General features: G+C 69.8%; 12 protein-coding genes. 3 read left to right on the forward strand and 9 right to left on the reverse strand.

Features of this window, described 5'->3' with window-relative positions:
• The 4 genes from H0U68_RS01110 to H0U68_RS01125 all read right to left on the reverse strand — a co-directional run.
• Positions 1–422: FAD/NAD(P)-binding protein (locus H0U68_RS01110; RefSeq protein WP_296352299.1), on the reverse strand; the 422-nt coding region annotated here is incomplete at its 3' end.
• Positions 412–2028 (reverse strand): amino acid adenylation domain-containing protein, encoded by a 1617-nt coding sequence (locus H0U68_RS01115; RefSeq protein WP_296352301.1) that lies wholly within the window; start codon positions 2026–2028, stop codon positions 412–414. The genes H0U68_RS01115 and H0U68_RS01110, both read right to left, overlap by 11 nt.
• Positions 2025–3422, reverse strand: a complete 1398-nt coding sequence (locus H0U68_RS01120; protein WP_296352303.1) for a citrate/2-methylcitrate synthase — start codon at positions 3420–3422, stop codon at positions 2025–2027. Before H0U68_RS01120 ends, H0U68_RS01115 begins: the two co-directional genes overlap by 4 nt.
• Positions 3423–3726: 304 nt before the next feature.
• Positions 3727–4386 carry a hypothetical protein gene (locus tag H0U68_RS01125; RefSeq protein WP_296352305.1) on the reverse strand — a complete coding sequence of 220 codons (660 nt, stop codon included), beginning with the start codon at positions 4384–4386 and terminating at the stop codon, positions 3727–3729.
• A gap of 318 nt (positions 4387–4704) precedes the next feature.
• Between H0U68_RS01125 and H0U68_RS01130 the strand changes: the two genes are divergently transcribed.
• Positions 4705–4998: a hypothetical protein gene (locus H0U68_RS01130; protein ID WP_296352307.1), complete on the forward strand. Its 294-nt coding sequence runs from the start codon at positions 4705–4707 to the stop codon at positions 4996–4998.
• Here H0U68_RS01130 and H0U68_RS01135 read toward each other — a convergent pair.
• The gene (locus H0U68_RS01135) at positions 4937–5878 is read right to left on the reverse strand and encodes a diacylglycerol kinase family protein (RefSeq protein ID WP_296352309.1); all 942 of its coding nucleotides are present in this window, start codon (positions 5876–5878) and stop codon (positions 4937–4939) included. The genes H0U68_RS01130 and H0U68_RS01135 overlap by 62 nt on opposite strands.
• 166 nt (positions 5879–6044) lie before the next feature.
• Here H0U68_RS01135 and H0U68_RS01140 point away from each other — a divergent pair, with 166 nt between their 5' ends.
• Both H0U68_RS01140 and H0U68_RS01145 read left to right on the forward strand, forming a co-directional pair.
• Positions 6045–6485, forward strand: a complete 441-nt coding sequence (locus H0U68_RS01140) for a hemerythrin domain-containing protein (RefSeq protein ID WP_296352311.1) — start codon at positions 6045–6047, stop codon at positions 6483–6485.
• 93 nt (positions 6486–6578) lie between these two features.
• On the forward strand, positions 6579–6902 hold the full coding sequence (locus tag H0U68_RS01145; RefSeq protein ID WP_296352313.1) for an antibiotic biosynthesis monooxygenase: 324 nt from the start codon (positions 6579–6581) through the stop codon (positions 6900–6902).
• Here H0U68_RS01145 and H0U68_RS01150 read toward each other — a convergent pair.
• The 4 genes from H0U68_RS01150 to treY form a co-directional block, all read right to left on the reverse strand.
• Positions 6899–8017 carry a PHB depolymerase family esterase gene (locus H0U68_RS01150; protein WP_296352315.1) on the reverse strand — a complete coding sequence of 373 codons (1119 nt, stop codon included), beginning with the start codon at positions 8015–8017 and terminating at the stop codon, positions 6899–6901. The genes H0U68_RS01145 and H0U68_RS01150 overlap by 4 nt on opposite strands.
• A gap of 16 nt (positions 8018–8033) precedes the next feature.
• Complete coding sequence (locus H0U68_RS01155) at positions 8034–8459, reverse strand: CopG family transcriptional regulator (protein ID WP_296352317.1); 426 nt, start codon at positions 8457–8459, stop codon at positions 8034–8036.
• Between the two features lie 66 nt (positions 8460–8525).
• Complete coding sequence (glgA, locus tag H0U68_RS01160) at positions 8526–9998, reverse strand: glycogen synthase GlgA (RefSeq protein WP_365730344.1); 1473 nt, start codon at positions 9996–9998, stop codon at positions 8526–8528.
• The coding region (gene treY, locus H0U68_RS01165; protein ID WP_296352319.1) for a malto-oligosyltrehalose synthase at positions 9995–12317 on the reverse strand (2323 nt) is incomplete at its 5' end. The genes treY and glgA, both read right to left, overlap by 4 nt.

Here is a 12317-nt window from a genome sequence, read left to right on the forward strand (position 1 = left end):
CGGACCACCTCGCCGCGCACGAAGCGCACCGTGCTGCCCGCGGGCGCAGGCTCCAGCAGCCGGGCGGCCAGGCGCCGCAGGTAGCGCGCGTACAGCATGCGCGGAACGAACTGGCCCTGGATCGGCCGGGTGCGGTCCAGGAAGGGTGCGGCCTCCGGGTCCGCCGACAGGAAATCCACGAAGTCGTTCGGCGCGTCGTCGAAGGCGCTCTGGTTGCCGGCCGGGCCGTTCAGCAGGTGCGCGGCCTCGCGGGTGGAGAACGCGAGCCCGTCGCCCACGGTGCCGCGTTCGATGACGACGACCTGTACGCGGCGGTTCGTGGCGCGGTGCAGGTGCGCCGCCAGGCACAGCCCGGAGAAGCCGCCGCCCACCACGGCGACGCGCAGCGACGCCGGTTCTTCCAATGAAGGATCAGCCTGCATGGACCTCTCCCTTGGCAAGCAGGCCGTGGTCGGACAAGAGCGCGTCGCGCAGCGCGCGCCGGTCCAGCTTGCCCGTGCCCGAGCGGGGCATGGTTTGGATGACCTTGATGGCCGCCGGCACCATGTGCGGCTGCAGCAGGCCCTGCACTTGGCCGCGCACGGCCTGCCCGTCGATCCCTTCTCCCGAGACCGCGGCGACGATGTCCTCGGTGACGCTCGCGTGCGGCGGCCAGGCGAAGGCCACGGCTTCCACCACGCCGGGTTGCGCGCGCAGCGCCGCCTCGATTTCGCCGAGCTCGATGCGGTGCCCGCGCACCTTGATCTGGTGGTCGCGCCGGCCGACGAAAACCAGTTCGCCGCCGTCGAGCGCACGCACGACGTCGCCGGTGCGGTAGAAGCGCAGCGTCTCTCCTTCCGCGGTGCCGCGCGTGAAGAACGCGGCGGCGTCGGCCTCGGGATTGCGCCAGTAGCCGGCGAAGGTCTGCGGCCCGGCCACGCAGAGTTCGCCTTCGGCGCCGGGCGGCACCGGCTGCAGGTGCTCGTCCACCACGAGGTGGCGCAGGCCGTCGTAGATGCGGCCGATCGGCACGATCTCGTTCCTGCATTGCTGCGGCGATGTGCGCGGGTTCCAGCGGTGCACCGCGCAGGCAATGGTCAGCTCGGTCGGGCCGTAGAGGTTCTCCACGATGGAGGCGGGCGCCGCGTCCTGCCAGGCCTGGGCATGCGCGCGCACCAGCGGTTCGCCGCAGAACAGGCTCAGGCGCAGCGAGGGCAGCGAGCCGGGCTGCAGCAGCCCCAGCCGGATCTGCACCGCGATGACCGAAGGCACCGAGAACCACACCGTGATGCCGCGCGCGCGGATGGCCGACAGCGGCGAGAGCAGTTCCGTGGCGGCCAGCGCGCACAGCGCCGCGCCGGCGTTCCACGCCATGAACAGGTCGAAGACGGACAAATCAAAACTCTGCTCGAAGGTCTGCGACACCACGTCGCCGGGCGAGAGCCGGTAGCGCGCGGCATTCGACGCCAGGAACGCCGCCACGTTGGCATGCGAGACCGGAACGCCCTTGGGCGTGCCGGTGCTGCCGGAGGTGAACAGGATGTAGGCGATGCCTGGGGATGCGGTGGCTGTGCGGCTGTCGGGCGCCGGCATGGCGGACCCGTTCTCCGAAGCCGAGAGCTGCACTGTGGGAGGCGCATCGGGCGCCTCGCGCACGGCCTGCGCGACCAGCACCCGCGGCGAAGCCTGGCACTGCGCGAGGATCGTGCGCAGCAGCGGCAGGTGGCGCTGCTCGCAGACGATGGCGTCCAACTGCGCCAGGTCGATCACCGACTGCAGCCGGGCCGCCGGCAGCGCCGGGTTCAGCGGAACGAAGGCCGCGCCGGCGAACAGCGCGCCCAGCACGCCGGTGTAGGAAACCAGGCTGCGCCGCGCGAAGATGCCCACGCGCGCGGGCGCGGCGGCAATCGCCTGCAAACCGCCGGCGATGCGGTGCGCGTTGGCGTCGAGCTGCGCGTAGCTCCAGCTGTCCGCGCCCAGCTGCAAGGCGGTGGCGTGCGGCGCGCGCGCCGCGCTGGCCATGAAGCCGTGGTGGAGCAATGCGGTCATGCGCGTGCTCCCGCGCCGTAGCTGCGCGGACCGGGCCCCGCGTACAGCAGCTGGGGCCGGATCAGCACGTTGTTGCGCTGCTGCTCGCGCACGTGGGCCACGAGGCCGGCCACCCGCGCGGAGGCGAACAGGGGCCCGAACAGGTCGCGCGGGATGTCCAGCGCCTCGAACAGCGCGCTCGCGTAGAAGTCCACGTTGGTGTCCAGCCCCAGCCGGCTGTAGCCGCTCATGGCGTCGGCGACGGCGTCCAGGACGTCCAGCGTGCGGGCGCCGCGCCCCTGGCCGCCGAGCGTGCGCGCGATGCCGCGCAGCAGCCCGCTGCGCGGGTCGGCGCCGCGGTAGATCCGGTGGCCGAAGCCGTAGATGGGCTCGTTGCGGTCCAGGCGCGCGCGCACGTAGTCCGCGGCGGCGGCGGGCGAGCCGATCTCGTCGACCATCGCCATCACCTGGTCGACCGCGCCGCCATGCAGCGGACCGGAGAAGGCGCCGATGGCACTGCAGATGGCGGCATGGGGATCGGCCCTGGCGCCAGTGACCACACGGGCCGTGAAGGTGGAGGCGCTGGCGCTGTGGTCGGCCAGCAGGCTCAGCGCCCGGTCCAGTGCCCGCGCCTGCACGGGCTGTGGCAGCCGGCCGTGCAGGCCGTACAGAAGGTGCTCCGCGTGTCCCAGGTCCGCGCGCGGCGGCGGCTCGGCCGCGCCGGTGCGCAGGCGATGGAACAGGCCCAGCACGCAGGGCAGCTGGGCGATCAGCGCGATGTCGGCATCGGCGTCGGCATCCGGCTGCTGCGCCCGCTGCGCGCCAAGCACCGCAATCGCGGCCTGCAGCACGAGGAACGGGCGGGCCGCGGCCATGGATGCGAGCAGCGGCGCGAGCGCCGCGGGCAGGGTGCGAGCGCGCCGCAGCGTGCCGCGAAAGCGCGCCAGCTCGTCTGCCGTGGGCGCGGTGCCGTGGATGAGGAGGAAAGCCACCTCTTCGTAGCTGGCGCGCTCGATCAGCTCGTCGACGCCATAGCCGCGGTAGCGCAGCATGCCGCCCGATGCATCAATGTCGGTGATCTCGCTGCGGTCGAAGCAGATGCCCACCAGGCCGCGCGACACGGCGGCCGGCGCGTTCCCGCCGGCACTCCGCCGCGGCTGCGCAACGGGTGCGGGACCCTCGCGCGCGCCGGCCTTGTCCGCGAAGTCGCGCAAGGCGCGCACCGACGTCAGCTGCGTGATCCGTTCGCTGGTGAGCTTGATTGCGTACGTGGTCTCGACCGCCTGCATCAGCCGGACGTGGCCAAGCGAGTCCCATTGCGAGATGTCCTGGTAGGACAGGTCGTCGGTGACCAGTGCGGGATCGATGCGAAGGGTGGCGTGCACAAGGGCGTCAAGGGCCTGGGATGCAGTCATGGAGACCTTTCGATGTGAGATTCGAAATCGGTCTGTGTTGCCAAGACTGCGGCTGGCTGGCATCCGTGCAGATGCCGCCCGGCACAAACCTCGATCGCGCCGCCGCCGGTATGGGCAATGGCGGCGCCATCTTTGTTTGTGCGTGTGCGGGGCAACAAGCTGTCAGGGTTGACAGTGAATTGCGCTCCCGAGCCGCCGCGCGTGCCGTTCGCGCAAGCAAGGCTCAGCCATGTCAGACATGACGAAGGAAGGAAACCGCGTTACACCGCGCGGTTGTCCTTACGTTCCCTGGGAAGTGGAAAGTTCAGGCCTTCATGTGCCGCGCGAGTTGCACGGCTTCCATCGCCCCTGCTGCCGCGTTGCGGATGTGGCGCTGCGTTTCTTCCGGCAGCTCCGCCGTGTTCAGGCCGTCCCACTTGTTGCGGCCCTTGACCGACAGGTTGTAGTAGACCGACACGCCTTCGCGCAGCTTGGCGGCATGCTGCTCGGGATCGAGGTTCAGCGGGCCGATCTTGCCGGTGGCCCATTTGGCCGCCTGCTTGATGTGCAGCGCGGCGGCGAACACCGCCTGCACCGGGTCTTCCGGATCGTCCAGGCCCAGGCCCTTGGCGGTGGCCGGCTCGAACTGCGCCAGGCCGATGTTGGGCGTGCCGTCCTTGCTGGCGCCGGCGCGCGGAATCCACGAGGTCTCCGCCTCGATGACGCCGTACACGTCGTGGTAGCTCAGGCCCACGTCGCGCAGTCCGGCCTTGTCGGCGGCGGCCTGCGCCAGCAGGATGCGCGACGGTTCGTCGAGCGTCTGCACGGGCTTGCCGTGCCAGCGCACGGTGTCGAACTTCAGGCGCGAACGCACCGATTCTTCAGCGGCCAACCGGAGGGCGGACTTCTTGGTGATCACGGCTGCGATGGCGGCCTTCACCGAAGGCACCGTCAGGCCGGGAGCGCGCGCCGCTTGGTTCGTCATCACGGGAACACGGACCGCAGGCACCGTCACCTGCCTCGTCGTGGGTGCAAAGCTGCCGAGCACGGCAACGCAAGCAACAGAACTGGCGAGGAGGGTTTTGGTGAAGCTCTGCATCGGGTGTAGGTCCTTGTTGACGAGTGTGTAGGAGGCCTATGGTAGACAGGTAGGAGCCACGGAAGTTCTAAGCTCTGCGTGGGCATATTCGTGCTTTCGGGCACTGGTGTGGCCTTTCGTTTCGCCATGGCTCTGCCGTGGTGGCCGGTACAATCGCCGGCCCGTATGAGTTCCCACGGCGCGGCCACGCGCCGCCCAAGCGCAATGACATTCCTCCTCTCCCACCAAGTTCTCGACGAGGTGCTCAAGAAGCACGGCATCAAGTCCAACGATCTGGCGGGAATCGACCGGCTCTTCGGTGGCGCGGACGGCTATTACTGGTACCACACCATGCGGCACATGTGCCCGCGCGGCCACGAGATCGTCTGGGACAGCCGCGCCGCCATACGCACGGCGTTGCAAAAGCACGAGAACGAGACCGCCGCCGAAGACGAGGTCAAGCCCCAGCAGTTGAAGGACGAGCATCTGGCGGCGATTGCCGCTGCGCTGGAACTCTGACGCGCAAGGCCAGCGGCCGGATGCTGTAGCGCAGCGGCGTGCGCATGCTGAACACCTCGCCGTCGGCCGACACGCGCACCGTCTTGCGCGTGGTGCTGATCACCAGGCCCCGTACGCTCAGCATGTCGAAGTCGCCCGCCTGCCGCAACCGGCGGAACAGCGCGCGCAATGCCAGGGCGAACAGCCCGAACCGCCCGCTGTGCTGGCTCAGGTACAGGCTCAGCCGGCCGTCTGCGAGCGACGCGCGCGAGCCGATCTCGAAGCCTTCCATGGCGTAGTTGTTGTTGCCGATGAAGACGAATGGGCTGCGGCGCCGCAGCGTGCGGTCGCCCAGGTCCACCTCCAGCGGCATCACCGGATAGCGGCGCAGCACGTGCAGCGCCGCCGCCGCCAGCGCAGGCCACTTGCCGCGCCCGAGCCTGCTGCGCTGCTGGTCCCGGTCCAGCACCATCTCGGGATACAGGCCCAGGCTGGAGTTGTTGATGAACACGCGCCCGTTCACCTCGCCGACGTCCACCGCCATGGTGCTGCCGCCCTGCAGCACGTCGAGCGCGCCCTCGAGTTCCAGCGGAATCTTCAGGTCCTTGGCGAAGTGGTTCAAGGTTCCGAGCGGCAGCACGCCCAGGGTGGCGTCGGTGCCGGCCAGCGCCGCGGCAACCGCGCTGACGGTGCCATCGCCGCCGCCCGCCACCACCGTGCGCGTGCCGGCGCGCAACGCGTCCTGCACGGCAGGAGCGATCTGCCCGCCATCGTCGAACGCGACCAGCTGCGCGTCAAGGCCGCGCGCGCGGCACCCGTCCTCGATCTGCCGCTGCAGGTTGGGGGCGTTGCCTTGGCCGGCCTTCGCGTTGACCAGGACGGTGACCTTGTTTGATGTCATCGGCCCAGTGTTGCGGAGCGCGGCGCGCGCCGCTGTCGGAAACTACCGCGTCGAAGACGGCTGATCACCGTCGGAAGCGGACTACGCAGGAAGGTGCGGCGTTCGCGCCTGCGCCGCGCGGCGGGCGCGTATGTTGACCCCACCCCCACCTTTCAGGAGAGAACACATGGCCCAGCAAGACGCGACGGTGCTGCTCGACGAAGACCACAACGCAGTGATGCGGCTGTTCGAACAGTACAAGGCGGCGCACGATGACAACCGCAAGCGCGTCCTCGCGCAGCAGATCTGCCAGGAGCTCACCGTGCACATGCGCATCGAAGACGAGATCTTCTATTCCGCGTTCCGCAATGCCACCCACGACGAGGAGCTGCTGCAGGACGCCACGCAAGAGCACGACGAAGCCCGCAAGCTGATCACCAAGCTGCAGGACACGCCGACCGATGCACACCTGATGCTGGAGCTGGAACACGCCATCCTGCACCACGTGAACGACGAGCGCGAGGAGATGTTCCCTGAAGCCCGCAAGTCCAAGAACATGGACCTCATGCAGCTGGCGCAGCAGCTGGAAGCACGCAAGGCGGAGCTGATGGCGGCGCATCCGGCCTGACAGCGCATTCCGCAATCAGGACAGAAAAAGTCCGGTATCTCCCCTAGAGTCGCTGGCTGCCGCTTCGGCGGCAACCCACTTCCAGGAGCTTCCATGCCGGACACCGCCCGCCTTGTTTTCTACGTCAAGCTTTTCGTCAAACCCGAGTGCGTGCAGGAGTGGCGCGCGGCGCTCGATGAGATCGTCAACGCCATGTCGCAGGAGGAGGCTTTCGTCTCCTGCCACCTGCACCAGGATGCGCAGGACGAGACCCTGTTCACGCTGTATGAGCGGTGGGCCGAGCCGAGCGTCGAGGCTTTCGTGGCCAACCAGATGAAGCCCTACCGCATTGCCTACGACACCAAGCTCGAGAAGCTGTTGCAGCGGCCCAGGGAAGCTCAGATCCTCGTGCCCCTGGGCGCTTGGCACGCTAGCTAGCGTTTCGGGTGCTCCAGGAAAAAGCGCAGCATCTGCGCGCTTGCATCCGGCCCGGCCGGATCGGTGTAGGAACCCGCGCTGCTGCCGCCCGACCAGGCGTGGCCGCTGCCGTGCACAACCCAGTGCTCGGCCAGCACCGCGCCATCGGGTGCGCGGTGCACGCTGAGCGTGTAGCTGCGCCCGCTGGCGCCGCGCTGCCGGTCGACCTGCGGCGCACCGTCTGCGCCGCCGGCGCTGGCGCTGATCACGTGCCTGCCATTGTCGGGATGCACGGTCGCGTCCGCGTCGCCATGGAACACGATGGTCGGCGCGGGCGGTTGCGTTGATGACGCTGCCGCGGCGCCGCTGCGCATCGCGGCGAGTGCCGAGGGCAGGTCTTGTGCCGCGCCCGAGGCCAGGCCGGAGTGCACGCCGACGGCGGCATACAGGTCGGGATACGTGTCGCCCAGAATGGCCGCCATGGCGCCGCCGGCGGACAGGCCGGCCACGTACACGCGCGCCGGATCGATGCGGTGCTTGGCCATCACGTCGCGGGTCATCCCGGCCAGCAGCGCCGGCTCGCCGCGGCCGCGCTGCTGGTGGCTGTGCTTGAACCAGTTCCAGCAGCGCTGCGGATTCGCCTGCCCCGACTGTGCCGGGTACAGCACGAAGCAGCCGGCATTGCGCGCCACCTCGTTCATGTGCGTGCCCGCCGCGAAGTCGTCGGGGTCCTGCGTGCAGCCGTGCAGCATCACGATGAGCGGCAGCGGCTGGTCGCCCGCTTGCGGCGGTACGTAGAGCTTGTAGTCGCGCGCAGTCTTGCCGTCCGCGTAGTGGCCCGCGGTGAACGTGCCCTTGCCCGTGGGCGGCGTGGGTGATACGGGTGTGGCGGGTTGGTGCGGCGTGGCGGGATCGGCGGCAGGGGCGTGCTGCGGCGGTGGCTGCGAGGACGGGAGTTCGCGCGCTTCGACGTCGAGGACGTCGTCGTGGCGCGCACGCTCCGCATCCTGTGCGGGCGTGGTGCCTGGTGTGGATTGGCGCAGCGCCGCCTGGATGGCGGCGGTTGCGTCGCGCAGCTTGCCCGAGCGGACCAGGGCGGTCGCGCTGTGCATGAGGCTTTGGAGATCGGGGCGCATGGTGGTGTATGTCCGGTTAGAGGATGCGTTGGCTCAACGCAGCCTTCACGGCGGGGCTGGCGTGCAGGGCACCCAGAACGGTCAGGGAAGAAATGGTGGCCAGCGCCAGGTCGGGCGTGACGTCGGCGGCAATGGTCGCGAGGCCAAGCACGCGGATGTCGAGCTGTTCGCCTTTGGCCTTCAGGGCCTGCAGCTGCGCCTTGCCCAGATGAAGCACACCCAGCGTCAGCGTTTTGCGCGCCGCGGCTTGCCGCACCACGTCGGCATGCACCGCCAGCTGGTTGCGCACGGCGGTGCGGATGAGGTCGGTGCGGTTGGCATAGAAGCCTTCCTGCACCAGCAGGTCGATCTGCCCCAGGTCGATGCAGCCCAGATTGATGGTGATCTTCTCGTCCTGCGGTTTGGGCGCGGTGCTCAGGGACTTGGTGCTTGGCTTCGGCATGGGCCATCGTAGCACTGATCTACCATCCACTTGGATGGTAGGACTGCGTAGGCCCCGACGCCGTGCCTACTGCGCGTCCATTGCCTGCCGGTACACCTGCAAGTACTGTGCCGCGCTTTCTTCCCAGCCGAAATGCCGCGCCATGCCATTGGCCTGGATGCGGCGCCAGCGCTGCGGATCGCGGAAGGCGTCGAACGCACGGCGCAGCGCGTCTTCGAAGCCGATGGCATCGATGCGGTCCATGACGAAGCCGGTGCCCCGTGCCGGATCCTGCGCCGCATCTGTGACTGAATCGCGCAGGCCGCCCACCGGCGCCACCAGCGGCGGCGTGCCGTAGGCCTGGCTGTACATCTGGTTCAGTCCGCAGGGCTCGAAGCGCGATGGCATCAGAAAACAGTCCGCGCCGGCTTCGATCCCGTGCGCCATCTCCTCGCTGAAGCTCACCGTCACCGCCACCTGGCGCGGCGACTGTTTCGCCGCTTCCTGCAGCGCCTGCTGCAGCCCCGGGTCGCCCTGGCCCAGCACGGCCAACTGGCCGCCCCGCGCCAGCAGGTCCTTGAGGCCGCCCAGCACCAGGTCGATGCCCTTTTGCGCGGTAAGCCGGCTCACCACGCCGAACAGCATGGCGTCGGGATCGGGCGCCAGGCCGCAGCGCGATTGCAGCGCCGCCTTGTTGCGCGCTTTCGCCTCGAGGGTGCCGGGGCCATAGGACTGCGCGATCAGCTTGTCCTCGGCCGGGTTCCAGATGCGCGTGTCGATGCCGTTCAGAATGCCGGAGAGCCGGTCCGCGCGCGCGCGCAGCACGCCGTCCAGCCCCACGCCGAAGGCTTCGGTCTGGATCTCCCGCGCGTAGCTCGGGCTCACCGTGGTGATCGCGTCGGCGAACTGCAGGCCGGCCTTGAGCATCGACAAGTGGCCCCAGAACTCCACGCCGTCCATGCCGCGCCACGCATGCGGAATGCCCAGCATCTCGGCGCTGTCCATGCCGAACACGCCCTGGAAGGCCATGTTGTGGATCGTCATGACTGAAGCCGCGACCGGCTGGTCGCCGTTGCCCGCCGTATTGCCGAACGCGCGCGCCTGCGCCAGGTACAGCGGCGCCAGGCCGCAGGGCCAGTCGTTGGCGTGCACGACGTCGGCACGCCAGTCGGCGCACGGGGAATGCCGTGTCCCCAGCAGCGCGGCGATGCGGCTCAAGAAACCGAACCGCATGAGGTTGTCGTGGTAGTCGCGCCCGCCGCTGTCCACGTACGGGCCGCCGGGGCGCTGGTAGAGGGCAGGGCAGGCGAGCAGCAGGAGGGTCACGCCGTTGTCAGAGCGCACCGGCAGCAGCTGCGCCGCGGGCCACGGGCCGTAGGCCGGGATGTCGGCCGCGTCGCCGACTTCGCCGCTGATCTTCATGCCGCGGTAGGCGGGCATCAGCACCCGCACGTCGTGGCCCATGGACGCCAGCGTCGCGGGCAGGGCGGCGCTGACGTCGCCCAGCCCGCCGGTCTTCACATAGGGCGCGCACTCGGGCGTGGCGAACAGGATGTTCATGCGGCGTCTCCATCCTGCGCGGGCACCAGCACGGCAAAGGGCAGGCCGCCGGCGCCGTCGAACAGCTGCGCCAGATCCAGCCAGCCGTCGGCTTGCGCAACGTCGGCGCGCACGCTTTGGCCGGTGAGCCAGTTGCGCCAGCGCACCACGCGGCGCGGGCCGGCGTTGTCCGGGTTCCAGTGCAGGCGCGTGCCTTGCCACAGCGCCGCGTCCCAGTGCGCGTCGTTGCCCTGGCACAGGGTGTAGGTCAGGCGCGCGGCGACGACCAGCACCGCATCGTTGTCATCGGTGCGCGCATAGGCCACCGCATGGTCCGCCGCCGGGCCGTCCACCGTGACGGGCGCGTAGCCGCCGTCGCGGAACAGCGCCGCGTGCGCGCGCCGCAGCTGCAGCAGCCGCCAGGTCGCCAGCTGCTTGATGCGGCCGTCGGCCACGTGGTCCCACAGGGCGCGCCATGCATCTGCATGCGGCGAGCCCTCGCGGTACAGGCCCTGCACGTCGTCGAGCCCGCGCGCCAGTTGCTCGAAATCCACCGGGCGCCGGTTGTCGGGGTCGACCAGGCTGAAGTTCCATTGCTCGCAGCCCTGGTAGATGTCCGGCACGCCGGGCGCCGTGAGCTTGAGCGCGAGCTGGCTCAGGCTGTTGCGAAAGCCAAAAGGCGCGATGCGTGCCGTGAACTTCTGCAGCTCGTCGGCGAAAGGCTGCGTCGGGCCCGCGCGCAGCACGCCGTCGATGTAGCGCGCCAGCGCTTCTTCGTAGTCGGTGGCGGGGCAGGTCCATTGCGTGTGCTGCTTGGCTTCGCGCACGGCCTTGAGCATGTAGGCCTGCACGCGCTGGCGCAGGGTCTCGCGTTCCCCTTCGTCGGCCTGCACGGCAGGCCACACGCCCGCCAGCGTCTGGAACAGCAGCCAGAGGTCGTTGCGCGCCGGCATGGCGCCCTTGTCCGCCTGCGTGAGGTACAGCTCGCCCCAGCCGGCCCAGCGCTGCAGGCAGTCCTGCCACAGGCTCGGGTCCTCGGACAGCACGTTCAGCCGCGCCCGCAGGTCTTCCGATCGCTTGCTGTCATGGGTGGAGGTGCCCAGCATGCAGTGCGGCCGGTGCCGCTGCCGCCCGTTGTTGGCGGAGTGGAAGGCAGCAACCGAAACGCCGAAGCTGCTCGGGTCGGCGCCGACTTCATTCAGCGACACCAGCGGGATGTAGCGGTAGAACGTGGTGTCCTCCACCGCCTTCGCCATCACCGGCGCGGTGAACTGCTGCCAGCGCGAGACGAATCGCTGCCGCGCCTCGGCCGGCATCTGCGCGGCCTCGCCTTCGCCCAGCAGCACCTCGCGCAGGTGGTCCAGCACCGTGGCCTCCGCGCCGCCCAGCCGGCGCTTGGCCGCGGCGATGGCCCAGTCCACGTGCTGGCGGTCCATGCCGCCGGCCGGTGCGCCGGCGCGCAGGTAGGTACGGTAGACCGGGAAGCAGGCGGCGACCTCGGCCAGCGCCGCACGCAGGCGGTTGCGCGTGAAGTCGCGGCGGCGGCGGTTGGCGCGCGTGAGCTGGTGCAGCGCCTGCGTCAGCCAGTTCAGGTCGCTGAACAGCGAGGTCTCGATGATCAGCTTCTTGCAGCGGTGGATCACCTCGTCGATGCGCGGCTGCTCGCCGGTGAAGTCGCACCAGGCCTGGGTCAGCGGCTGCGCGTTGCGCGCGTCCACCAGCAGGCCGTTGACCAGCGCGCCGAAGCGGTAGCCGGTGTCGCCGTGCACCGCCCAGTCGTCGGGCAGCTGCTCGTGTTCGGCCAGGATCTTTTCCACCAGCAGGTACAGCGCGCGCGGCGGCTGGCCGGCCACGATGGCCTGCTGCGCGTAGCGCGCCTGCAGCTGCGCGAAGTAGGCCTGCGGATCGCCCAGGCCGTCGGGGTGGTCGATGCGCAGGCCGGTGATCCAGCCGTCCTGCAGCCAGTGCAGGATCTTGCGGTGCGTTGCTTCGAACACCTCGGGCCGCTCCATGCGCAGCGCCGCCAGCGTGTTGACGTCGAAAAAGCGCCGGTAGTTCACGTCGTCGCTGGCCACGCGCCAGTCGGCCAGGCGGTAGGCCTGCGCGGAGATCAGGCGGTCGAGCGCGTCGAAGCTGGCCGCATCGCCCGGTTGGCCGTTCAGGCGCTTGACGCAGCCTTCGATCCATTGCGCCAGCCAGTCGTGGCGGGCGGCCAGGCGCGCGAGCTGGCGCTTGTACACGCCGCTGTTGCGCACGCGGCCGCGCCGCGCGGCGTCGCCGGCATCGTCGCGCCCCGGCAGGCGCGACAGCGCGTCGAGCAGGGCGGAGACCACGGCGTGG

The organism is Ramlibacter sp. (assembly GCF_013697775.1).
In the GTDB taxonomy this organism is placed as follows: Bacteria; Pseudomonadota; Gammaproteobacteria; order Burkholderiales; family Burkholderiaceae_C; genus Ramlibacter.